Source organism: Phytopseudomonas flavescens (assembly GCF_900100535.1).
Taxonomy (GTDB): domain Bacteria; phylum Pseudomonadota; class Gammaproteobacteria; order Pseudomonadales; family Pseudomonadaceae; genus Aquipseudomonas; species Aquipseudomonas flavescens.
Genome location: NZ_FNDG01000005.1, coordinates 208,451 through 231,274, shown reverse-complemented (window position 1 = coordinate 231,274; position 22,824 = coordinate 208,451). Strand labels below are relative to the sequence as shown.

General features: G+C 61.4%; 19 protein-coding genes and 1 tRNA gene. 19 read left to right on the top strand and 1 reads right to left on the bottom strand.

Annotated elements, in window-relative coordinates:
* Positions 1 to 36: 36 nt before the first annotated feature.
* The 7 genes from dnaK to BLR94_RS08775 all read left to right on the top strand — a co-directional run bounded on the left by dnaK (position 37) and on the right by BLR94_RS08775 (position 9,829).
* Positions 37 to 1,959 (top strand): molecular chaperone DnaK, encoded by a 1,923-nt coding sequence (gene dnaK / locus BLR94_RS08810; protein WP_084304381.1) that lies wholly within the window; start codon positions 37 to 39, stop codon positions 1,957 to 1,959.
* A 123-nt stretch (positions 1,960 to 2,082) separates the two neighbouring features.
* A complete protein-coding gene (gene dnaJ, locus BLR94_RS08805) occupies positions 2,083 to 3,213 on the top strand; it encodes a molecular chaperone DnaJ (RefSeq protein ID WP_084304380.1) in 1,131 nt (376 codons plus the stop codon).
* An 85-nt stretch (positions 3,214 to 3,298) separates the two neighbouring features.
* A complete protein-coding gene (gene dapB, locus BLR94_RS08800; protein ID WP_084304379.1) occupies positions 3,299 to 4,099 on the top strand; it encodes a 4-hydroxy-tetrahydrodipicolinate reductase in 801 nt (266 codons plus the stop codon).
* Positions 4,100 to 4,389: 290 nt separating this feature from the next.
* Positions 4,390 to 5,526 carry a glutamine-hydrolyzing carbamoyl-phosphate synthase small subunit gene (gene carA, locus BLR94_RS08790; protein ID WP_084304377.1) on the top strand — a complete coding sequence of 379 codons (1,137 nt, stop codon included), beginning with the start codon at positions 4,390 to 4,392 and terminating at the stop codon, positions 5,524 to 5,526.
* A gap of 175 nt (positions 5,527 to 5,701) precedes the next feature.
* The gene (carB, locus tag BLR94_RS08785) at positions 5,702 to 8,923 is read left to right on the top strand and encodes a carbamoyl-phosphate synthase large subunit (protein WP_084304376.1); all 3,222 of its coding nucleotides are present in this window, start codon (positions 5,702 to 5,704) and stop codon (positions 8,921 to 8,923) included.
* The gene (gene greA, locus BLR94_RS08780) at positions 8,920 to 9,396 is read left to right on the top strand and encodes a transcription elongation factor GreA (protein WP_084304375.1); all 477 of its coding nucleotides are present in this window, start codon (positions 8,920 to 8,922) and stop codon (positions 9,394 to 9,396) included. Before carB ends, greA begins: the two co-directional genes overlap by 4 nt.
* Positions 9,397 to 9,433: 37 nt before the next feature.
* Positions 9,434 to 9,829: a DUF4149 domain-containing protein gene (locus BLR94_RS08775; RefSeq protein WP_084304374.1), complete on the top strand. Its 396-nt coding sequence runs from the start codon at positions 9,434 to 9,436 to the stop codon at positions 9,827 to 9,829.
* 9 nt (positions 9,830 to 9,838) lie between these two features.
* Here BLR94_RS08775 and yhbY read toward each other — a convergent pair whose 3' ends face one another.
* Positions 9,839 to 10,150, bottom strand: coding sequence for a ribosome assembly RNA-binding protein YhbY (gene yhbY / locus BLR94_RS08770; RefSeq protein WP_042554890.1), 312 nt, complete (start codon positions 10,148 to 10,150; stop codon positions 9,839 to 9,841).
* A 98-nt stretch (positions 10,151 to 10,248) separates the two neighbouring features.
* Here yhbY and rlmE point away from each other — a divergent pair, with 98 nt between their 5' ends.
* The 12 genes from rlmE to truB all read left to right on the top strand — a co-directional run bounded on the left by rlmE (position 10,249) and on the right by truB (position 22,805).
* The gene (rlmE, locus tag BLR94_RS08765; RefSeq protein WP_084304373.1) at positions 10,249 to 10,881 is read left to right on the top strand and encodes a 23S rRNA (uridine(2552)-2'-O)-methyltransferase RlmE; all 633 of its coding nucleotides are present in this window, start codon (positions 10,249 to 10,251) and stop codon (positions 10,879 to 10,881) included.
* A 186-nt stretch (positions 10,882 to 11,067) separates the two neighbouring features.
* Positions 11,068 to 12,984 (top strand): ATP-dependent zinc metalloprotease FtsH, encoded by a 1,917-nt coding sequence (ftsH, locus tag BLR94_RS08760; protein ID WP_084304372.1) that lies wholly within the window; start codon positions 11,068 to 11,070, stop codon positions 12,982 to 12,984.
* A gap of 8 nt (positions 12,985 to 12,992) precedes the next feature.
* Positions 12,993 to 13,844 (top strand): dihydropteroate synthase, encoded by an 852-nt coding sequence (folP, locus tag BLR94_RS08755; RefSeq protein ID WP_084304371.1) that lies wholly within the window; start codon positions 12,993 to 12,995, stop codon positions 13,842 to 13,844.
* Positions 13,845 to 13,865: 21 nt separating this feature from the next.
* Entirely contained in the window at positions 13,866 to 15,203 is a 1,338-nt protein-coding gene (gene glmM, locus BLR94_RS08750) for a phosphoglucosamine mutase (protein WP_084304370.1), read from the top strand.
* A 65-nt stretch (positions 15,204 to 15,268) separates the two neighbouring features.
* Positions 15,269 to 16,024: a triose-phosphate isomerase gene (tpiA, locus tag BLR94_RS08745; RefSeq protein ID WP_084304369.1), complete on the top strand. Its 756-nt coding sequence runs from the start codon at positions 15,269 to 15,271 to the stop codon at positions 16,022 to 16,024.
* Between the two features lie 4 nt (positions 16,025 to 16,028).
* Entirely contained in the window at positions 16,029 to 16,418 is a 390-nt protein-coding gene (gene secG / locus BLR94_RS08740) for a preprotein translocase subunit SecG (protein ID WP_042554896.1), read from the top strand.
* A gap of 10 nt (positions 16,419 to 16,428) precedes the next feature.
* Positions 16,429 to 16,514, top strand: a tRNA-Leu gene (locus BLR94_RS08735).
* A 299-nt stretch (positions 16,515 to 16,813) separates the two neighbouring features.
* Positions 16,814 to 17,272, top strand: coding sequence for a ribosome maturation factor RimP (gene rimP, locus BLR94_RS08730; RefSeq protein WP_084304477.1), 459 nt, complete (start codon positions 16,814 to 16,816; stop codon positions 17,270 to 17,272).
* A gap of 66 nt (positions 17,273 to 17,338) precedes the next feature.
* The gene (gene nusA, locus BLR94_RS08725) at positions 17,339 to 18,820 is read left to right on the top strand and encodes a transcription termination factor NusA (protein WP_084304368.1); all 1,482 of its coding nucleotides are present in this window, start codon (positions 17,339 to 17,341) and stop codon (positions 18,818 to 18,820) included.
* A 26-nt stretch (positions 18,821 to 18,846) separates the two neighbouring features.
* Positions 18,847 to 21,366 (top strand): translation initiation factor IF-2, encoded by a 2,520-nt coding sequence (infB, locus tag BLR94_RS08720; protein WP_084304367.1) that lies wholly within the window; start codon positions 18,847 to 18,849, stop codon positions 21,364 to 21,366.
* Positions 21,367 to 21,475: 109 nt separating this feature from the next.
* Positions 21,476 to 21,883: a 30S ribosome-binding factor RbfA gene (gene rbfA, locus BLR94_RS08715; protein ID WP_084304366.1), complete on the top strand. Its 408-nt coding sequence runs from the start codon at positions 21,476 to 21,478 to the stop codon at positions 21,881 to 21,883.
* Positions 21,884 to 21,887: 4 nt separating this feature from the next.
* Positions 21,888 to 22,805, top strand: coding sequence for a tRNA pseudouridine(55) synthase TruB (gene truB / locus BLR94_RS08710; RefSeq protein WP_084304365.1), 918 nt, complete (start codon positions 21,888 to 21,890; stop codon positions 22,803 to 22,805).
* Positions 22,806 to 22,824: the final 19 nt, after the last annotated feature.

Sequence of the window (22,824 nt, the reverse complement as noted above, 5' to 3'; positions counted from 1 at the left end):
AACGCTGCGGATATATCAAAGTTTCGGGAGAGTGAAATGGGCAAAATCATCGGTATCGACCTGGGGACCACCAACTCCTGTGTCTCCATTCTTGAAAACGGCAACGTCAAGGTCATCGAAAACGCCGAAGGCGCGCGTACCACGCCGTCGATCATCGCTTACGCCAACGATGGCGAGATCCTGGTCGGCCAGTCCGCCAAGCGTCAGGCCGTGACCAACCCGCACAACACCCTGTACGCGGTGAAGCGCCTGATCGGCCGCCGCTTCGACGAAGAAGTCGTGCAGAAAGACATCCAGATGGTCCCGTACAAGATCGCCAAGGCGGACAACGGCGATGCCTGGGTCGAAGTCAACGGCCAGAAGATGGCGCCGCCGCAGATCTCGGCTGAAATTCTCAAGAAGATGAAGAAGACCGCTGAAGACTACCTCGGCGAAGCGGTCACCGAAGCGGTCATCACCGTGCCGGCCTACTTCAACGACAGCCAGCGCCAGGCCACCAAGGACGCGGGTCGCATCGCCGGTCTGGACGTCAAGCGCATCATCAACGAGCCGACCGCGGCGGCGCTGGCCTATGGCATGGACAAGGCCAAGGGTGACCACACCGTGATCGTCTATGACCTGGGCGGCGGTACTTTCGACGTCTCGGTGATCGAGATCGCTGAAGTCGACGGCGAGCACCAGTTCGAAGTACTGGCCACCAACGGTGACACCTTCCTCGGTGGTGAAGACTTCGACATCCGCCTGATCGACTACCTCGTCGACGAGTTCAAGAAAGAAACCGGCATGAACCTCAAGGGCGATCCGCTGGCCATGCAGCGCCTCAAGGAAGCTGCCGAGAAGGCCAAGATCGAGTTGTCCTCGAGCCAGCAGACCGACGTCAACCTGCCGTACATCACTGCAGATGCCAGCGGTCCCAAGCACCTCAATGTGAAGATTTCCCGCGCCAAGCTGGAGTCGCTGGTAGAGGATCTGGTGCAGCGCACCATCGAGCCGTGCCGCATCGCGCTGAAAGACGCCGGTATCGACGTGGGTTCGATCAATGACGTGATCCTGGTCGGTGGTCAGACCCGCATGCCGTTGGTGCAGAAGCTGGTTACCGAGTTCTTCGGCAAGGAAGCGCGCAAGGACGTCAATCCGGACGAAGCGGTTGCCATGGGTGCTGCCATCCAGGGCGCGGTACTGGCGGGTGACGTCAAGGACGTACTGCTGCTGGACGTTTCCCCGTTGACCCTGGGTATCGAAACCATGGGTGGCGTGATGACCGCGCTGATCGAGAAGAACACCACCATCCCGACCAAGAAGTCGCAGGTGTTCTCCACTGCCGACGACAACCAGAGCGCGGTGACCATTCACGTGCTGCAGGGCGAGCGCAAGCAGGCCGGTCAGAACAAGTCCCTGGGCAAGTTCGACCTGGCCGAGATTCCGCCGGCTCCACGTGGCGTTCCGCAGATCGAAGTGACCTTCGATATCGATGCCAACGGTATCCTGCACGTCGGCGCGAAGGACAAGGCGACCGGCAAGACCCAGTCCATCGTGATCAAGGCCAACTCCGGTCTGTCCGATGACGAAATCGAGCGCATGGTGCGTGACGCCGAGGCCAATGCCGAGGAAGACCGCAAGTTCGAAGAACTGGCCACTGCCCGTAACCAGGGTGATCAGCTGGTTCACGCCACGCGCAAGATGCTCACCGAAGCGGGCGACAAGGCCACTGCGGACGAGAAAGCGGCCATCGAAACTGCCCTCGGCGAGTTGGAAGTTGCCGTCAAGGGTGACGACAAGGCCACCATCGAAGCGAAGATGAATGCCTTGTCCGAGGCGACCACGCCGCTGGCGCAGAAAATGTATGCCGAACAGCCGCAGCCAGGCGCTGCCGGCGCGGCGGCGGATGCCGGTGAAACCAAGGGCTCTGCGGACGACGTGGTCGACGCCGAGTTCGAGGAAGTCAAGGACAGCAAGTAAGCCCCGGCTTACCTGTGTTTGCGCCCTGCCGCACTGCTGCGCGCCAGGGCGATCCGCCGCGCGGGGGCTTGCTCCCGCGTTGGCGTGTCTGGACGGTACGAATTTTGAGAGTGTTAGAAATCCATGGCTAAACGTGACTACTACGAAGTGCTCGGGGTCGAGCGCGGTGCCAGCGAGGCGGAGCTGAAGAAGGCTTATCGTCGCCTGGCGATGAAGCATCATCCCGATCGCAATCCTGGCGACAAGGCTGCCGAAGACGCCTTCAAGGAGGCCAACGAGGCCTACGAAGTGCTCTCCGATGCGGGCAAGCGCAGCGCTTACGATCAGTATGGTCATGCCGGCGTCGATCCGCAGATGGGGGGCGGTGGCGGCTTTGGTGGCGGCGGCAGCGCCAACTTCTCCGACATCTTCGGCGATGTATTCAGCGATTTCTTCGGTGGCCAGCGTGGCGGCCAGCGCGGTGGTGCTCAGCGTGGCAGTGACTTGCGCTACACCCTTGAGCTGGATCTCGAAGAGGCTGTGCGTGGCACCACGGTGACCATTCGCGTGCCGACCCTGGTCAACTGCAAGGTTTGCGAGGGCTCTGGTGCCAAGAAGGGGACCAGTCCGGTTACCTGCACTACCTGCGGTGGTATCGGCCAGGTGCGCATGCAGCAGGGCTTCTTCTCGGTGCAGCAGACCTGCCCGCGCTGCCACGGCAGTGGCAAGATGATCACCGATCCTTGTGGCTCCTGCCACGGTCACGGCCGTGTCGAAGAGCACAAGACGCTGTCGGTCAAGGTACCGGCTGGCGTCGATACCGGCGACCGCATTCGCTTATCAGGCGAGGGCGAGGCGGGGGCCATGGGTGGCCCGGCTGGCGACCTGTACGTGGTGGTCAACGTGCGCGAACACGCGATCTTCCAGCGTGACGGCAAGCACCTGTACTGCGAGGTACCGATCAGTTTCGCCGATGCCGCCCTGGGGGGCGAGCTGGAGGTGCCGACCCTCGACGGTCGCGTCAAGCTGAAAATTCCGGAAGGTACGCAGACTGGCAAGCTGTTTCGCCTGCGTGGCAAGGGCGTGGCACCGGTACGGGGTGGTGGCGCCGGCGACCTGATGTGCAAGGTGGCGGTGGAGACGCCCGTGCAGTTGGATCGCCGTCAACGCGAGTTGCTCGAAGAGTTCCGCCAGTCCCTGGCGGGCAACAGCTCGCATTCGCCCAAGGCCAATGGCTGGTTCGAAGGCGTCAAGCGCTTCTTCGGCGATCTCTGAAACCGGCCGCAAGCTGCAAGTCCCGGGCGGCCATTGGTGGCGTGCCTGGCTTGTAGCTTGAGGCTTGCAGCGTGGAGCTGTTTTTATGCGTATTGCAGTTACAGGCGCCGCGGGGCGCATGGGCAAGAACCTGATCGAAGCCGTGCAGCAAGCCGAGGGTGTCAGCCTTGGCGCTGCGCTGGCGCGTCCCGAAAGCACCCTGTTGGGTGCTGATGCCGGCGAGCTGGCCGCTGTCGGCAAGCTGGGCGTAGCGGTTGACGGCGATTTGCAGGGCGCGCTTGATCAGTTCGACGTGCTGATCGACTTCACCCATCCTTCGGTGACCCTGAAGAACCTGGCGATCTGCCGCAAGGCAGGCAAAGCCATGGTCATCGGTACCACCGGTTTCAGTGCTGCCGAGAAGGCGTTGCTGGTCGAAGCGGGCAAGGATATTCCCATCGTCTTCGCTGCCAACTTCAGCGTGGGTGTCAATCTGTGCCTCCAATTGCTCGATACCGCCGCGCGCGTGCTGGGCGATGACGTGGACATCGAGGTTCTCGAGGCCCATCACCGCCACAAGGTCGACGCACCGTCCGGTACGGCGCTGCGCATGGGGGAGGTCATCGCCAATGCATTGGGGCGTGATCTCGACAAGGTCGCGGTCTACGGGCGTGAAGGCCAGACGGGGGCACGTGCCCGCGAAACCATCGGCTTCGCCACGGTGCGCGCCGGCGACGTGGTAGGCGATCACACCGTGCTGTTCGCTGCCGACGGCGAGCGTGTGGAGATTACCCACAAGGCCTCCAGTCGCATGACCTTCGCCAGGGGCGCCGTCCGTGCGGCCTCCTGGCTGCGCGGTCGTTCTGCCGGTCTGTACGACATGCAGGATGTGCTGGGTCTGAAATGATTCGCGGGGCGCATGCATGGCGATCTTTTTCGTCATTTCGATGCGGCTAACCAGGAGGATGAGCCCTGGGGATGGGCGTTCTCCTGGGCATGCTCGCACCGCCAGCTGTGGAATTGAGGTTTTTGACCGTAGATGCCTTTCGAAAAAACCGGTTTTCCTGTAAGCTTTCCGCTTTAGTGTGTCCACTAAAAGTTGCGCAGAATGAACCAATCAAAAAAGCGGGATGACCTTCACACGTCATCCCGCTTTTTTACAATCTGCGTTCGCTCCACGATCTACGGGAGGTCTTCTTGAGTAAGCCAGCCATACTCGCCCTTGCTGACGGCAGCATTTTTCGCGGCGAGGCCATCGGGGCCGACGGCCAGACTGTCGGAGAGGTGGTGTTCAACACCGCCATGACCGGCTATCAGGAAATTCTCACCGATCCGTCCTATGCCCAGCAAATCGTCACCTTGACCTATCCGCATATCGGTAATACCGGCACCACCCCGATCGATGCCGAGTCGGATCGCGTATGGGCCGCCGGCTTGATCATCCGCGACCTGCCGCTGACGGCCAGTAACTGGCGCAACAAGCAGTCCCTGCCTGATTACCTCAAGGAAAACGGCACCGTCGCCATCGCCGGTATCGATACTCGCCGCCTGACCCGCATTCTGCGTGAGAAAGGCTCGCAGAACGGCTGCATTCTGGTCGGTACCGAGGCCACCGAGGAAAAAGCCCTCGAGCTGGCGCGTGGCTTCCCCGGTCTCAAGGGTATGGATCTGGCCAAGGAAGTCAGCTGTAGCGAGCGCTACGAGTGGCGCTCCAGCGTGTGGGGCCTGAAGGATGACGGCCATCCAGAGATCGCCGCCAGCGAGCTGCCTTATCACGTCGTTGCCTACGATTACGGCGTCAAACTGAACATCCTGCGCATGCTGGTTGCTCGCGGCTGCCGCCTCACCGTGGTGCCAGCGCAAACGCCTGCCAAGGACGTGCTGGCGCTCAACCCTGATGGCGTTTTCCTGTCCAATGGGCCGGGCGACCCCGAGCCTTGCGACTACGCGATCCAGGCGATCAAGGACGTGCTCGAAACCGACATCCCGGTATTCGGCATTTGCCTCGGCCACCAACTGCTGGCCCTGGCCTCCGGCGCCAAGACCGTGAAGATGGGCACTGGCCACCACGGTGCCAACCACCCGGTGCAAGACCTGGATACCGGGGTGGTGATGATCACCAGCCAGAACCATGGTTTCGCCGTCGACGAAGCGACCCTGCCGAGCACCCTGCGCGCGATTCACAAGTCGCTGTTCGATGGCACCCTGCAAGGCATCGAACGCACTGACAAGGATGCCTTCAGCTTCCAGGGTCACCCCGAGGCCAGCCCGGGCCCCAACGATGTCGCCCCGCTGTTCGACCGCTTCATCGAAGCCATGGCCAAGCGTAAATAGGCGAGGCATCTGGAAAACGTAGCGAGCGCTGTCTGGGCACGGTGCCCGGCACGCAACGACGAGACAGTACATGTGCTAGTACGGCGAGGAAGTGAGTACTGCGCAACGCAGCCCAGGCTGCGCGCAGTAGCTGTCAAGATGACTCGCCGGCTGGCCTAAGGATTCGAGAGAGAACATGCCAAAACGTACAGACATCAAAAGTATCCTGATCCTCGGCGCCGGCCCCATCGTCATCGGCCAGGCGTGCGAGTTCGACTACTCCGGCGCCCAGGCCTGCAAGGCCCTGCGCGAGGAAGGTTTCCGCGTCATCCTGGTGAACTCCAACCCGGCCACCATCATGACCGACCCGTCGATGGCCGATGCCACCTATATCGAGCCGATCAAATGGGCCACCGTGGCCAAGATCATCGAGAAGGAGCGTCCTGATGCCCTGCTGCCGACCATGGGTGGCCAGACCGCGCTGAACTGCGCCCTGGACCTCGAGCGTCATGGTGTGCTGGAAAAGTTCGGCGTCGAGATGATCGGCGCCAACGCCGACACCATCGACAAGGCAGAAGATCGTTCGCGCTTCGACAAGGCCATGAAGGACATCGGCCTGGCCTGCCCGGTTTCTGGCATCGCCCATAGCATGGAAGAGGCCTACGGTGTGCTCGAGAAGGTCGGCTTCCCGTGCATCATCCGTCCGTCCTTCACCATGGGTGGCACCGGTGGCGGCATCGCCTACAACCGTGAAGAGTTCGAGGAAATCTGCAACCGTGGTCTGGACCTGTCGCCGACCAAAGAGCTGCTGATCGACGAATCGCTGATCGGCTGGAAGGAATACGAGATGGAGGTGGTCCGCGACAAGAAGGACAACTGCATCATCGTCTGCGCCATCGAGAACTTCGACCCGATGGGCGTGCATACTGGTGACTCGATCACCGTCGCACCGGCCCAGACCCTGACCGACAAGGAATATCAGATCCTGCGCAACGCCTCCCTGGCGGTACTGCGCGAGATCGGCGTGGAAACCGGCGGCTCCAACGTGCAGTTCGGCATCTGCCCGAACACCGGCCGCATGGTGGTCATCGAGATGAACCCGCGTGTGTCGCGCTCCTCGGCCCTGGCCTCCAAGGCCACCGGCTTCCCGATCGCCAAGATCGCCGCCAAGCTGGCCGTGGGCTACACCCTCGACGAGCTGTCCAACGACATCACTGGCGGGCGTACCCCGGCGTCGTTCGAGCCGGCCATCGACTACGTGGTCACCAAGATCCCGCGTTTTGCCTTCGAGAAGTTCCCCAAGGCCGACGCCCGCCTGACCACCCAGATGAAGTCCGTGGGTGAGGTCATGGCCATCGGCCGTACCTTCCAGGAGTCCCTGCAGAAAGCGCTGCGTGGTCTGGAGGTCGGTGTGTCCGGCTTCGATCCCAAGCTCGACCCGGCCGACCCCGAAGCTGAAAGCACCCTCAAGCGCGAGCTGATCGTGCCGGGCGCGGACCGCATCTGGTACGTCGGCGATGCTTTCCGTGCCGGCAAGACGGTCGAGCAAGTGTTCGAGCTGACGCGCATCGACGAGTGGTTCCTGGTGCAGATCGAGGACCTGATCAAGGACGAGCAGCGTATCCAGACCCTGGGTCTGTCGAGCATCGACCGCGACCTGATGTTCAGCCTCAAGCGCAAGGGCTTCTCCGATGCGCGCCTGGCCGCGTTGCTCGGTGTCACCGAGAAGAATTTGCGCAGCCATCGCCACAAGCTCAAGGTGCTGCCGGTCTACAAGCGCGTGGATACCTGTGCCGCCGAGTTCGCGACCGATACCGCCTACCTGTATTCGACCTACGAGGAAGAGTGCGAGGCCAATCCGAGCGGGCGCGACAAGATCATGATCCTGGGTGGCGGTCCGAACCGCATCGGCCAGGGTATCGAGTTCGACTACTGCTGCGTGCACGCCGCCCTGGCCATGCGTGAAGACGGTTACGAGACCATCATGGTCAACTGCAACCCGGAAACCGTCTCCACCGACTACGACACCTCCGATCGCCTGTACTTCGAGCCAGTGACCCTGGAAGACGTACTGGAAATCGTCCGCGTCGAGCAGCCCAAGGGCGTGATCGTCCAGTACGGCGGGCAAACCCCGCTGAAGCTGTGCCGTGCGCTGGAGGAGGCCGGCGTGCCCATCATCGGCACCAGCCCGGACGCCATCGATCGCGCCGAAGACCGCGAGCGCTTCCAGCAGATGGTGCAGCGCCTTGGCCTGCGCCAGCCTGCCAACGCTACCGCACGCAGCGAAGAGGAAGCCCTGGCGCTGTCCAAGAGCATCGGTTACCCGATGGTCGTGCGTCCGTCCTACGTGCTGGGCGGCCGGGCGATGGAAATCGTCTATCAGGAAGAAGAACTCAAGCGCTACATGCGCGAAGCGGTGAAGGTCTCCAACGACAGCCCGGTGCTGCTCGATCGCTTCCTCAATTGCGCCATCGAAGTCGATATCGACGCCGTCAGCGACGGCGAAACCGTGGTTATCGGCGCGATCATGCAGCACATCGAACAGGCTGGCGTGCACTCCGGTGACTCGGCGTGCTCGCTGCCACCGTACTCGCTGCCGGCACACATCCAGGACGAGATCCGCGACCAGGTCAAGAAAATGGCCCTGGAGCTCAATGTGGTCGGCCTGATGAACGTGCAGATGGCTGTGCAGGGTGAGGACATCTACGTTATCGAGGTCAACCCGCGTGCCTCGCGCACCGTGCCGTTCGTGTCCAAGTGCATCGGCGAGTCCCTGGCCAAGGTCGCGGCCCGCGTCATGGCCGGCAAGACCCTCGCTGAGGTCGGTTTCACCCAGGAAATCATCCCGCCATTCTTCAGCGTCAAGGAAGCGGTGTTCCCGTTCAACAAATTCCCGGGCGTCGATCCTATTCTTGGCCCGGAAATGAAGTCCACCGGTGAGGTGATGGGTGTCGGCGACAGCTTCGGCGAGGCGTTCGCCAAGGCGCAGCTGGGTGCCAGCGAGATCCTGCCGAATACCGGTTGCGCCTTCATCAGTGTGCGCGACGACGACAAGCCATTGGCCGAGCAGGTTGCCCGCGACCTGATCGGTCTGGGTTTCGACGTGGTCGCCACCTCCGGCACCGCCAAGGTGATCGAGGCTGCCGGGCTGCCGGTGCGTCGCGTCAACAAGGTGACCGAAGGCCGTCCACATGTGGTCGACATGATCAAGAATGACGAAGTCACGCTGATCATCAACACCACCGAAGGCCGTCAGTCCATCGCGGACTCCTACTCCATCCGCCGTAACGCTCTGCAGCACAAGATCTACTGCACCACCACCATTGCGGCGGGGCAGGCGATCTGCGAGGCGCTCAAGTTCGGTCCCGAGAAGACCGTTCGCCGTCTGCAGGATCTGCACGCAGGAATCAAGGCATGACTAAATACCCCATGACAATCCAGGGCGCGCGTGCCCTGGAGGAAGAGCTGGCCCACCTGACCAAGGTGGTTCGGCCCAAGCTCAGTCAGGACATCGGCGAGGCGCGCGAGCTGGGTGACCTGAAGGAAAACGCCGAGTACCACGCTGCCCGCGAGCAGCAGGGCATGGTCGAAGCGCGCGTTCGCGATATCGAAGGCCGCCTGCAGAACGCGGTGGTGATCGATGTGACCACCATCGCCCATACCGGCAAGGTGATCTTCGGCACTACCGTGGAAATCGCCAACGTCGAGACCGATGAAAGCGTGTCCTACCGGATCGTCGGTGAAGACGAAGCCGACATCAAACAGGGCAAGATTTCCGTCGGCTCACCCATCGCCCGTGCCCTGATCGGCAAGGAAGAGGGCGACGTGGTGGCGGTGAACACCCCCAGTGGTCTGATCGAGTACGAGATTGTCGAAGTTCGTCACATCTGATCCCGTCGCGACGCCCGACCTGACGGCAGGTTTCTGGATGCTGCTGCAGACCCTCTGGGTGGGTGGCATCTGGATACTGCATTTCCTGGTGTTGCCAGGGCTGTACAGCGCAGGGCTGGCGTTGTTGTTGATCGAGGAGATCACCAGCGTGCTGATGCCGCAGATGGCGTGGGTCGCCTTGGTTTGCGTGATGATTCAGGCAGGCCTGCTGGTCAGGCTACGCCGCTTCTCGGCTCTATGGGGGGAGCGTCGTGGGCAGTTGCTGCTCGCGGCGCTGGCGACTGCCTCGGCCTTGCTGGCTTCGCTCGTGCTTTGGCCAGATGCCATTCGCTGGCAGCTGTTCAGCTACTGGCTGCTGGCGTTCTTCGGCCTGCTGCTGGTGCTGCAGCCTGTGCCGAGAAAGGCCGCGAAAGCCGACCCGCCGGTCGGCTGATCCGCTGATTCAGCCCTGAAAGCGGCTGATGTTGGACAGATTGCGATTGGCCTTGGGATTCTTGCGGTAGATCAGCGCCATTTTCCCGATTACCTGCGCCAGGTCGGCTTTGCTGGCCTTGCACAGCTCATCGATCACCGCCAGGCGGCTTTCGCGCTCGGTGATGCGCAGCTGAATCTTGATCAGTTCATGATCGTTCAGGGCGCGCTCCAGCTCTGCCAATACGCCTTCGGTAACACCGTTATCGGCAACGATCAATACCGGTTTCAGGTGGTGGCCGATAGATTTGAACTGTTTCTTCTGCTCTTGAGTGAGCGGCATAATCTGAACCCTGCGTCTTGATCTGGGAAAGCGGGCTATTTTAACCGAGCCGCTTGAAGACCGCCCAGTTATTCATTTTTGTTCTTCCGAGGTGTTGTGTGGCCCGTTCCAAAACCAGCCAGCGTTGGCTGAAAGAGCATTTCGACGATCCGTACGTCAAAATGGCGCAAAGGGACGGCTACCGTTCACGTGCCAGTTATAAGCTGTTGGAGGTGCAGGAGAAGGATCGCATCCTGCGTCCCGGTATCACCGTGGTCGACCTTGGCGCTGCGCCGGGTGGCTGGTCTCAGGTCACCAGCCGGGTGATCGGCGACAAGGGGCGCTTGATCGCCTCGGACATCCTGGAAATGGACAGCATTCCAGACGTTACCTTTATTCAGGGCGACTTCACCGACGATGGGGTATTCGCGCGCATCCTCGAAGCCATCGACGATCATCCGGTAGACCTTGTGATTTCCGATATGGCCCCCAATATGAGTGGAGTCAGGGAATCGGATCAGCCGCGCGCCATGTACCTGTGCGAGCTGGCGCTGGATCTGGGCACTCGAGTTCTGCGTCCCGGTGGAGATTTTCTGATCAAGATTTTCCAGGGCGAAGGTTTCGATGAGTACCACAAGCAGGTTCGTGGTCTGTTCGAGAAGGTACAGATGCGCAAGCCCCTGTCGTCGCGTGGTCGCTCCCGTGAGCAATACCTGTTGGCACGCGGATTCAAAGGGGGGCGCGAAGAGTAAAACCAAAGGCCTGGTTGGCAGTCCAAGCCGATACGCGCATCGTAACGGGCAGTATCTCATAAAGGGTTACAGACGGTGTCAGCCGCGAGCGGGCGTTTGTAGTAAGTTAGATCGGTATATAACTGGTCGTCATGCGAGGCACGCTTCGACAAGAGGCCTGCTTCAGAGGGTAGCTAATTGAACGACATGGCAAAGAATCTGATCCTGTGGCTGATCATCGCCGCCGTCCTGGTTACGGTGATGAACAATTTCTCCAGCCCGAGCGAGACCAACAAGCTCAATTACTCGGAGTTCATCCAGCAGGTTCAGGATGGTGGGGTCAAGCGAGTGACCGTCGATGGCTACATCATCAGCGGCATGCGCTCCGACGGCACGTCGTTCGAAACCGTACGCCCGGCGATCCAGGACAATGGCCTGATCAAGGACCTGATGGACAATAACGTCGAGATCGTCGGCAAGCAGCCGGAGCAGCAAAGCATCTGGACCCAGTTGCTGGTCGCCAGCTTCCCGATCCTGGTGATCATCGCGGTGTTCATGTTCTTCATGCGCCAGATGCAGGGTGGCGCCGGCGGCAAGGGCGGGCCGATGAGCTTCGGCAAGAGCAAGGCGCGCCTGCTCTCCGAAGATCAGGTCAAGACCACCTTCGCCGATGTCGCCGGTTGCGACGAGGCCAAGGAGGAAGTGAGCGAACTGGTCGAATTCCTGCGTGACCCTGGCAAGTTCCAGCGCCTTGGCGGCCGTATCCCTCGCGGCGTGCTGATGGTCGGCTCTCCGGGTACCGGCAAGACGTTGCTGGCCAAGGCCGTTGCCGGCGAAGCCAAGGTGCCGTTCTTCACCATTTCCGGTTCCGACTTCGTGGAAATGTTCGTGGGTGTCGGCGCATCCCGTGTGCGCGACATGTTCGAGCAGGCCAAGAAGCATGCGCCCTGCATCATCTTCATCGACGAGATCGACGCCGTCGGTCGCCATCGCGGTGCCGGCATGGGGGGCGGTCATGACGAGCGCGAGCAGACCCTCAACCAGTTGCTGGTCGAGATGGATGGCTTCGAGATGAACGATGGCATTATCGTCATCGCCGCGACCAACCGTCCCGACGTACTCGACCCGGCGCTGCTGCGCCCGGGCCGCTTCGATCGCCAGGTAGTGGTCGGTCTCCCCGATATCCGTGGCCGTGAGCAGATCCTCAACGTGCACATGCGTAAGGTGCCGATGGGCGAGGATGTCAAGGCAGCGGTCATTGCCCGTGGGACGCCCGGCTTTTCCGGTGCCGACCTCGCCAACCTGGTCAACGAAGCTTCGTTGTTCGCCGCTCGCTCCGGCAAGCGTCTGGTCGAGATGAAGGAATTCGAGCTGGCCAAGGACAAGATCATGATGGGCGCTGAGCGCAAGACCATGGTCATGTCGGACAAGGAAAAGCTCAACACCGCCTTCCACGAGGCGGGACACGCCATCGTCGGTCGCCTGGTGCCCGAGCATGATCCGGTCTACAAGGTGTCGATCATTCCCCGTGGCCGTGCCTTGGGCGTGACCATGTTCCTGCCGGAAGAAGACCGCTACAGCCTGTCCAAGCGCGCGCTGATCAGCCAGATCTGCTCGCTGTACGGTGGCCGTATCGCGGAAGAAATGACCTTGGGCTTCGACGGTGTCACCACCGGTGCGTCCAACGACATCATGCGGGCCAGCCAGATCGCTCGCAACATGGTCACCAAGTGGGGCCTGTCCGAGAAGCTCGGTCCGCTGCTGTATGCCGAGGAAGAAGGTGAAGTGTTCCTGGGGCGTGGTGGCGGCGGTCAGAGCAGCAACATCTCTGGCGAAACCGCCAAGCTCATCGATCTCGAGGTGCGCAGCATCATCGACCATTGCTACGACACGGCCAAGCGCCTGCTCGAAGAGAATCGCGACAAGCTCGACGCCATGGCCGAAGCATTGATGAAGTACGAGACCATCGATGCCGATCAGATCGATGACATCATGAGCGGTCGCACGCCGCGCGAGCCGCGTGACTGGACGGGCGGCGGTAACGATGCCGGTACGCCGATCGCCAAGTCGGATGAGGCCGATCGTCCCGAAAAACCAATCGGCGGTCCTGCTGCCGAGCTGTAAGGCTTTTCATGTCCCATGCAATACCCCGGAACCGGCTGCCTTGTGGCAGCCGGTTTCTTGATTTGACCCGTCCCCAGGTGATGGGGATCCTCAACGTAACCCCCGATTCGTTCTCCGACGGTGGCCGCTTCGCCATGCGCGACGCGGCGCTGCGCCATGCCGAAAGCATGGTGCTGGCCGGCGCGTCGCTGATCGATATCGGCGGCGAGTCCACCCGGCCGGGTGCCGATCCGGTGTCCGTGGAGCAGGAGCTTGCGCGCGTGGCGCCAGTGGTGGAAGCCATCGCCGCCGAATTGGACGTGATCATCTCCGTGGATACCTCGACCCCTGCGGTCATCTGTGAGTCGGCCAGGCTGGGGGCGGGACTGATCAATGACGTGCGCTCCCTGCAGCGCGACGGTGCGCTTCAGGCGGCTGCGGAGAGCGGCTTGCCGGTTTGCCTGATGCACATGCGCGGTGAGCCCACGACCATGCAGCAGAGCCCACAGTACGATGATGTGCTGGATGCGGTGGCGGGCTTTCTGCGCGAGCGTCTGGCGGTCTGCGAGGCGGCAGGTATTCCGGTAGAGCGTATCCTGCTCGATCCGGGGTTCGGCTTCGCCAAGACGCTGGAGCATAATCTCAGCCTGTTCCGGCGTCTGCCGGCGTTGCAGGCTTTTGGTCTGCCGTTGCTGGTGGGCGTTTCGCGCAAGAGTATGATTGGTGCCGTGCTGGGCCGCGAGGTCGACGGACGCCTGTATGGCAGTCTGGCCCTGGCGGCTCTGGCCGTCGCCAAGGGCGCAAGCATTCTGCGTGTCCATGATGTGGCGGAGACCGTCGACGTCGTGCGCATGGTCGCTGCCGTCGAAGCGGCACAGTAATCAGGAAAAGGGAGTTGTCGTTTGAGTCGCAAGTATTTTGGCACCGATGGTATTCGTGGGCGCGTCGGTCATTACCCCATCACGCCTGACTTCATGCTCAAGCTCGGTTGGGCTGCGGGCATGGCTTTTCGCAAGCAGGGCAAATGCCGGATCCTGATTGGCAAGGACACGCGCATCTCTGGCTACATGTTCGAGTCGGCACTGGAGGCCGGCCTGTCTGCCGCAGGTGCAGACGTCATGCTGCTGGGGCCGATGCCGACGCCGGCGATCGCCTACCTGACGCGTACCTTCCATGCCGAGGCAGGCATCGTCATCAGTGCATCGCACAACCCGCATCATGACAACGGCATCAAGTTCTTCTCCGGGCAGGGCACCAAACTGCCTGACGAGGTCGAGCTGATGATCGAGGAGCTGCTCGATGCGCCGATGACGGTGGTCGAGTCCGAACAGCTCGGCAAGGTATCGCGGATCAATGACGCCGCCGGTCGCTACATCGAATTCTGCAAGAGCAGCGTGCCGACCAGTACCGATTTCGCTGGCCTGAAGATCGTTCTCGACTGTGCTCATGGTGCGGCCTACAAGGTCGCGCCGGCTGTGTTCCAGGAGCTCGGTGCCGAAGTTTCGGTGCTTTCCGCTCAGCCCAACGGCCTGAACATCAACGCCGATTGCGGCTCTACCCATGTCGAAAACCTGCAGGCCGAGGTCGTGTCGCGCCAGGCGGATCTGGGTATCGCCTTCGATGGCGACGCCGATCGGGTGCTGATGGTCGATCACACCGGGGCAGTGGTGGACGGTGACGAATTGCTGTTCATCATCGCTCGTGATCTGCAGGCGCGTGGCAAGCTGCAGGGTGGGGTGGTCGGCACCCTGATGAGCAACCTGGGCCTCGAACTGGCCCTCGACGAACTGCAGATTCCCTTTGTGCGCGCCAATGTGGGTGACCGTTACGTGATCGCCGAGCTTCTGGAGCGCGGCTGGCAGCTGGGTGGCGAGAACTCCGGGCATCTGGTGTGCTTCCAGCACGTCACCACGGGGGATGCGATCGTCGCGGCGCTGCAGGTACTGCTCGCCATCCGTCGACGTGGGCAGAGCCTTGCCGAAGCGCGTCAGGGCCTGCGCAAATGTCCGCAGGTGCTGGTCAACGTGCGTTTCGGTGGCGGTGTCGATCCGCTCAAGCATCCCGATGTGCAGGCCGCCAGCGATAGTGTGACCGAGCGCATGGAGGGGCGTGGCCGTGTGCTGCTGCGCAAGTCCGGCACCGAGCCGCTGGTCCGGGTCATGGTCGAGGGTGAGGACGAAGTCCAGGTGCGGGCCTATGCCGATGAATTGGCTGAGGTTGTCTCTCGCGTCTGTGTCTGATTCGGCTTGCCAGTCCACAATCGGTTGGGTAACATCTGCGCCCTCTTTGACCAACGAGGTAAAGCATGCGCCGCCCAATGGTTGCTGGTAACTGGAAAATGCACGGTACCCGCGCCAGTGTCGCAGAGCTGATCGATGGTCTGAATCGGCAGGTGTTGCCTGCCGATGTCGATGTTGCCGTATTTCCTGTCAGTGTTCATCTCGGTCAGGTTGTCGAGGGGCTGGGCGGTGTTGCCGTATCGATTGGTGCACAAGACTGTGCGGTCGAGGCAGGGCAGGGTGCATTGACTGGAGAGGTGTCGAGCGAGCAGTTGCGTGACGCTGGTTGCAGGCTCGTGCTGATCGGCCATTCCGAGCGGCGCCTGATGCTGGGCGATGGCGAGGAGCAGGTGGTGCGCAAGTTTGCGGCGGCCCAGGTTGCCGGGCTCGTTCCGGTGCTGTGTGTGGGGGAGACCCTCGAGCAGCGCGAAGCGGGCGAGACGCTTGCGGTCGTAGGGCGTCAGCTCGACAGCGTGATCGACGCGCTGGGCGTTGCGGTGCTGTCGAGCGCTGTGGTGGCATACGAGCCGGTCTGGGCCATTGGTACCGGGCTGACGGCGTCGCCCGAGCAGGCCCAGGACGTGCATGCAGCAATTCGTGCTCGGGTCGCCGGCAAAGATGCAGATGTGGCAGGTGCTTTGAGAATTCTTTATGGCGGCAGTGTCAAGGCCGCCAATGCAGCCGAGCTTTTCGGCATGCCAGATATCGATGGGGGGCTTGTGGGTGGGGCCTCTCTGAATGCGGATGAGTTCGGTGCGATCTGTCGCGCTGCAGGAAACTAAGAATATGCTGGAAACAGTCGTTGTGGTTCTTCATCTGCTGGGTGCGATCGGTGTGGTTGTGCTGGTTCTGCTGCAGCAGGGTAAAGGTGCCGATGCAGGTGCTTCGTTTGGTGCTGGTGCTTCGAATACCGTATTCGGTAGTCAAGGAACCACTACCTTTCTGAGTCGGGTTACTGCTATACTCGCCACCGCTTTTTTCATTACCAGCTTGGGGTTAGCTTACTTTGCTAATCAAAAGTCTGATACGCTTGGCCAGGCTGGTCTGCCTGATCCGGCAGTGATGGAAGTGCCGCAGGAAAGCAAGCCTGCAGCAGAAGATGTGCCGGTGCTTGAGCAACAGCAAGCGCCAGCTTCGGGGCAGCAAGACGTACCTCAAACCCCTGAAGAGCAGTAAGCGTTAATTTGCCGAGGTGGTGGAATTGGTAGACACGCTACCTTGAGGTGGTAGTGGCCATAGGCTGTAGGGGTTCGAGTCCCCTTCTCGGTACCAATTGAACAGAGGAGCCCGCAGTATGCGGGCTTTTCTGTATCTGGGGGGTTGGTTGACCCGTGGGGCGGTTCAGCCGTATAATCCGCTCCCAGTTTTGAAGCGGGTGGAGCGGTCTATCGCTCGTCAGGCTCATGGCCTGAAAGTCGCTGGTTCGCTCCAGTAACCGCGTCCAGTCGTAGCGGAGCCCCTTTCAAGGGGCTTTTTGCTAGCTGGCTGACAGATTCGCCGTCGCACGGACGGTTTTATGGATGGGCGTTTCGCCCATTTTTCATTTGCACTGCATGCGCGAGGGGGTTCGAGTGTCGAGCAAGCTAGAACAGTTGCAGGCCTTGGTGGCCCCGGTAGTCGAGGCGCTTGGCTACGAATGCTGGGGTATCGAGTTCCTGTCTCAGGGGCGGCATTCGCTGTTACGTATCTATATCGATCACGCCAATGGCGTTCTTATCGACGATTGCGAGAAGGTCAGTCGGCAGATCAGCGGTGTTCTCGATGTCGAGGATCCCATCGCGGCGGAGTACACCCTGGAGGTGTCGTCGCCGGGCATGGATCGACCGCTGTTCACCTTGGCTCAGTTCGCCAGTCACGCCGGCGAGCAGGTAAAAATCAAGTTGCGCGCGCCGTTCGAAGGGCGCCGCAACTTTCAGGGTCTGCTCCGCGGTGTGGAGGAGGAGGACGTGGTGGTACAGGTGGATGACCACGAGTTCCTTTTGCCGATCGATCTGATCGACAAGGCCAACATTATCCCCCGGTTTGATTGAGACTCGGATCCCGCGGGGTTCGCGGAATGCGTGGATCCTAATGGATTGCGAAAGGCGAGGCGTACGATGAGCAAAGAAGTACTGCTGGTTGTTGAGTCGGTATCCAATGAAAAGGGTGTACCGGCCGCTGTGATTTTCGAGGCGCTCGAGTTGGCGCTGGCCACGGCGACCAAGAAACGTTTTGAGGATGAGGTCGAGCTGCGTGTGGCGATCAATCGCCAAAGCGGTAACTACGAGACTTTCCGGTGCTGGACCGTCGTGGAAGAGGAGCACTTCGAAGATCCGGCGCATCAGGTGACCACCGACATGCCGCGTGCTGTCGAGGCGAATGCCAAGGTTGGCGATGTACTGGAAGAGAAAGTCGACTCCATCGAGTTCGGGCGCATCGCTGCGCAGACCGCTAAGCAGGTCATCGTGCAGAAAGTGCGCGAGGCCGAGCGTGCTCAGGTCGTCGAAGCCTACCGCGAGCGTCTTGGCGAGATCATCGCCGGCACCGTGAAAAAGGTCACCCGTGACAATGTCATCGTCGATCTGGGTGCCAATGCTGAAGCGTTGCTGGCTCGCGAAGATATCATTCCGCGTGAAACTTTCCGGGTTGGGGTGCGCTTGCGTGCGCTGCTCAAGGAAATCCGCACCGAGAACCGCGGCCCTCAGCTGATTCTGTCGCGTACCGCGCCGGAAATGCTGATCGAGCTGTTCCGCATCGAAGTGCCGGAAATCGCCGAAGGCCTCATCGAGGTCAAGGCTGCTTCTCGTGATCCGGGCTCGCGAGCCAAGATCGCGGTTCGTTCCAAGGACAAGCGTATCGACCCGCAGGGTGCCTGCATCGGTATGCGCGGTTCGCGTGTGCAAGCGGTTTCCGGCGAGCTGGTCGGTGAGCGCGTGGACATCGTGCTGTGGGACGACAACCCTGCGCAGTTCGTCATCAACGCCATGTCGCCGGCCGAAGTCGCGGCGATCATCGTCGACGAAGACGCTCACGCCATGGACATCGCCGTTGGCGAAGACAACCTGGCGCAAGCGATTGGCCGTGGTGGTCAGAACGTTCGCCTGGCCAGCCAACTGACCGGCTGGACGCTGAACGTGATGACCGAGGCGGACATTCAGGCCAAGCAGCAGGCCGAGACCGGCGACATCCTGCAGAGCTTCATCGACGAGTTGGAAGTCGACGAAGAGCTGGCCCAGGTGCTGGTCGAAGAAGGCTTCACCAGCCTGGAAGAAATCGCTTACGTGCCGATGGAAGAGATGCTCAGCATCGACGGTTTCGACGAAGAAATCGTCAACGAACTGCGCTCGCGAGCGAAGGATCGTCTGCTGACCAAAGCCATCGCCACCGAAGAAAAGCTGGCAGATGCCCAGCCGGCCGAAGACCTCCTCGAGCTCGAGGGTATGGACAAAGGCCTGGCGCAGGAACTGGCAGTGCGCGGTGTGGTTACCCGCGAAGACCTGGCCGAGCAGTCTATTGACGACCTGCTCGACATCGACGGCATCGACGAAGAGCGTGCCGGCAAGCTGATCATGGCCGCCCGAGCCCACTGGTTCGAGTAAGTTTTACGGCCTGAGGAGAGAAGTGCATGACGCAAGTCACGGTGAAAGAACTGGCCCAAGTGGTCGACACACCGGTAGAGCGCCTGCTGCAGCAGATGCGAGAGGCGGGTTTGCCGCACAGCAGTGCCGAGCAAGTTGTCACCGATAACGAGAAGCAGGCTTTGCTTGCTCATCTGAAGAGTAGCCACGGCGACAAGAAAGCCGAAGAGCCGCGCAAGATTACCTTGCAGCGCAAGACCACCAGCACCCTGCGGGTCGCTGGTAGCAAGACCATCAGCGTTGAAGTGCGCAAGAAAAAGACATTCGTCAAGCGCAGCAACGAAGAGATCGAAGCCGAGAAACAGCGCGAGCTCGAAGAGCAGCGCGCTGCGGCGGAAGCCGTTCGCCTGAAAGCCGAGGAAGAAGCCAAGCGCAAGGCCGAAGAAGAGGCCAAGCGCAAGGCCGAAGAAGAGGCCAAGCGCCAGACGTCTTCGCCAGCCGCCGAGCAGGCTCCTGTGGCTGAAGCCGTTGCGCCGGCGCCGACCATTGCCCCTGTCGCAGCTCCTGCTGCCGATGAGCGCAAGAAGGACGAGCCGCGTCGCCCGGACAAAGCCCGTAACGACGATGCTGATCGCCGTGGTGGTGATCGCAAGACCACCCAGCATCGCCCGACCGTCAAGGAAAAGGCGCCTGCTCCACGTGTCGCTCCGCGTACCACCGACGAAGAAAGCGATGGCTTCCGTCGTGGTGGCCGTGGCAAGGCCAAGCTGAAGAAACGCAACGTCCACGGTTTCCAGAGCCCAACCGGCCCTATCGTGCGCGAAGTGAAGATTGGCGAGACCATCACTGTGGGCGACCTCGCCCAGCAGATGTCGGTCAAGGCTGCTGAAATCATCAAGTTCATGTTCAAGCTGGGTACGCCGGCGACCATCAACCAGGTGCTGGATCAGGAAACTGCCCAACTGGTTGCTGAAGAGCTGGGCCACAAAGTGACCCTGGTCAGCGATACCGCGTTGGAAGACTCCCTGGCCGAGTCCCTGAAGTTCGAGGGTGAAGCATTCTCTCGTGCGCCGGTGGTGACCGTCATGGGCCACGTCGATCACGGCAAGACCTCGCTGCTCGACTACATCCGTCGTGCCAAGGTTGCCTCCGGTGAAGCGGGTGGTATCACCCAGCACATCGGCGCCTACCACGTGGAAACCGAGCGCGGCATGGTCACCTTCCTCGATACCCCGGGGCACGCGGCATTTACCGCGATGCGTGCTCGTGGTGCCAAGGCTACCGACATCGTGATCCTGGTGGTTGCGGCGGACGACGGCGTGATGCCGCAGACCATCGAAGCCGTCCAGCACGCTGTGGCTGCCGGTGTACCGCTGGTTGTCGCCGTGAACAAGATCGACAAGCCGGGCGCCGATCTCGATCGTATCCGTAGCGAGCTGTCCGTGCATGGCGTGACCTCGGAAGAGTGGGGCGGTGATACGCCGTTCGTACCTGTCTCGGCCAAGGTCGGTACCGGTGTGGATGAGCTGCTCGAGGCTGTTCTGCTGCAGGCCGAAGTGCTGGAACTCAAGGCAACCCCGTCGGCCCCAGGCCGTGGTGTGGTGGTCGAGTCCCGTCTGGACAAGGGCCGTGGTCCGGTCGCTACCGTGCTCGTTCAGGACGGTACGCTGCGTCAGGGCGACATGGTGCTGGTCGGTTCGAACTATGGCCGCATTCGCGCCATGCTCGACGAGAACGGCAAGCCGATCAAGGAGGCTGGCCCGGCGATCCCGGTCGAGATCCTCGGTCTCGACGGTACGCCGGAAGCCGGTGACGACATGACTGTCGTCGCTGACGAGAAGAAAGCGCGTGAAGTGGCGTTGTTCCGTCAGGGCAAGTTCCGCGAAGTGAAGCTGGCGCGTGCCCATGCCGGCAAGCTGGAGAACATCTTCGAGAACATGGGGCAGGAAGAGAAGAAGACGCTCAACATCGTCCTCAAATCCGACGTCCGTGGCTCGCTGGAAGCGCTGCAGGGTTCGCTCGGCGGTCTGGGTAACGACGAAGTGCAAGTGCGCGTCGTCGGTGGCGGGGTCGGTGGTATCACCGAGTCCGATGCCAACCTGGCGCTGGCTTCCAACGCCGTACTGTTCGGTTTCAACGTGCGTGCCGATGCGGGCGCTCGCAAGATCGTCGAGCAGGAAGGTCTGGACATGCGTTACTACAACGTCATCTACGACATCATCGAGGACGTCAAGAAGGCGCTCACCGGTATGCTCGGCAGTGACGTTCGCGAGAACATCCTCGGTATCGCCGAAGTCCGTGACGTGTTCCGTTCGCCGAAGTTTGGCGCGGTCGCCGGTTGTATGGTGGTCGAAGGTACCGTTTACCGTAACCGTCCGATCCGCGTACTGCGCGACGACGTGGTGATCTTCGAAGGCGAGCTGGAATCCCTGCGTCGCTTCAAGGACGATATGGCCGAAGTGCGTAATGGCATGGAGTGCGGTATCGCGGTGAAGAGCTACAACGACGTCAAGGTCGGCGACAAGATCGAAGTGTTCGAGAAAGTCCAGGTGGCTCGCAGCCTGTAATCGCGAGTCGCAACACGCAACGCCCGGCCCCGCATTCGCGCGGCCGGGCGTTTGCCGCTTTTGAGTCCGATGCTTTTTCAGGCGTCGAGGCGAGTGGAAGGTAGCAAAGATGGCAAAAGACTATAGCCGTGCCCAGCGCATCGGCGACCAGATTCAACGCGAATTGGCGCAGCTGATTCGCACCGAAGTCAAAGACCCGCGCCTGGGTGGCCTGGTGACCGTCACGGCGGTCGATGTCAGCCGCGACGCCAGCCATGCCAAGGTGTTCGTCACCATCATGGGGGCCGAGCCGCAAGAGGGTGTCGACCCCATCGTGCAGAGCCTCAAGGTGCTCAATGACGCCAGCGGTTTCCTGCGCATGCAGCTGGGCAAGGCGATGAAGCTGCGTAGCGTGCCTAACCTGCGTTTTCACTACGATGAGAGCGTGATTCGCGGTGCTCAGCTGTCGGCGCTCATCGAGCGTGCGGTGACCGAGGACAGCAAGCACGGCGACACCGATACCGAAGCCAAGGAGTAAGTACGTGGCTCAGGTAAAGCGTATTCGTCGCAAGGTCGACGGCATCATCCTGCTCGACAAGCCCAAGGGCTTCAGTTCCAACGCTGCGCTGCAGAAGGTGCGCTGGCTGCTCAATGCCGAGAAGGCCGGGCATACCGGTAGCCTCGACCCCTTGGCGACCGGGGTGCTGCCGCTGTGCTTCGGCGAAGCGACCAAGTTCTCCCAGTACCTGCTCGACGCCGACAAGGGTTACGAGACGGTCATGCAGCTTGGCGTCACCACCACCACGGCCGACGCCGAGGGTGAGGTGCTCGAGCGCCGTGAAGTGAATGTCGCGGCGGCCGATATCGAAGCGTTGTTGCCACGTTTCCGCGGTGACATCAGCCAGATTCCGCCGATGTACTCGGCACTCAAGCGCGACGGCCAGCCCCTGTACAAGCTGGCGCGGGCAGGAGAAGTAGTGGAGCGCGAGGCGCGTTCTGTTACTATTGCGCGCCTGGAGTTGCTCGATTGTGCCGCCGACAGGGCGAGCCTGGCGGTCGACTGCAGCAAAGGCACCTATATTCGTACCCTGGTCGAGGACATCGGTCAGTTGCTGGGTTGCGGTGCTCACGTCGCTGAGTTGCGTCGGGTCAAGGCTGGTCCGTTCAGCCTGGCTCAGACGGTCAGCCTCGAAGAGCTCGAACGTGTGCATGCCGAAGGTGGCAACGAAGCGGTCGATCGCTTCCTGCAACCGGTGGACAGTGGCCTCGAACATTGGCCGCTGCTGAGCTTCTCGGAGCACAGCTCGTTCTATTGGCTGCAGGGGCAGCCCGTCCGTGCGTCGGACGCGCCGAGGTTCGGCATGGTGCGGGTACAAGATCACAACGGTCGCTTCATCGGTATCGGTGAAGTGAGCGAAGACGGGCGCATTGCGCCGCGTCGTCTGATTCGGTCTGCGTGACCGTGGCGAGTCGCTCAAA

Bases quoted from the DNA above. Each gene is read 5' to 3' on its own strand.
- dapB (WP_084304379.1), top strand. From the start codon at position 3,299: ATGCGTATTGCAGTTACAGGCGCCGCGGGGCGCATGGGCAAGAACCTG.
- infB (WP_084304367.1), top strand. From the start codon at position 18,847: ATGACGCAAGTCACGGTGAAAGAACTGGCCCAAGTGGTCGACACACCG.
- carB (WP_084304376.1), top strand. From the start codon at position 5,702: ATGCCAAAACGTACAGACATCAAAAGTATCCTGATCCTCGGCGCCGGC.
- yhbY (WP_042554890.1), bottom strand. From the start codon at position 10,150: ATGCCGCTCACTCAAGAGCAGAAGAAACAGTTCAAATCTATCGGCCAC.
- rbfA (WP_084304366.1), top strand. From the start codon at position 21,476: ATGGCAAAAGACTATAGCCGTGCCCAGCGCATCGGCGACCAGATTCAA.
- folP (WP_084304371.1), top strand. From the start codon at position 12,993: ATGTCCCATGCAATACCCCGGAACCGGCTGCCTTGTGGCAGCCGGTTT.
- BLR94_RS08775 (WP_084304374.1), top strand. From the start codon at position 9,434: ATGCTGCTGCAGACCCTCTGGGTGGGTGGCATCTGGATACTGCATTTC.
- nusA (WP_084304368.1), top strand. From the start codon at position 17,339: ATGAGCAAAGAAGTACTGCTGGTTGTTGAGTCGGTATCCAATGAAAAG.
- greA (WP_084304375.1), top strand. From the start codon at position 8,920: ATGACTAAATACCCCATGACAATCCAGGGCGCGCGTGCCCTGGAGGAA.
- dnaK (WP_084304381.1), top strand. From the start codon at position 37: ATGGGCAAAATCATCGGTATCGACCTGGGGACCACCAACTCCTGTGTC.
- dnaJ (WP_084304380.1), top strand. From the start codon at position 2,083: ATGGCTAAACGTGACTACTACGAAGTGCTCGGGGTCGAGCGCGGTGCC.
- tpiA (WP_084304369.1), top strand. From the start codon at position 15,269: ATGCGCCGCCCAATGGTTGCTGGTAACTGGAAAATGCACGGTACCCGC.
- secG (WP_042554896.1), top strand. From the start codon at position 16,029: ATGCTGGAAACAGTCGTTGTGGTTCTTCATCTGCTGGGTGCGATCGGT.
- ftsH (WP_084304372.1), top strand. From the start codon at position 11,068: ATGGCAAAGAATCTGATCCTGTGGCTGATCATCGCCGCCGTCCTGGTT.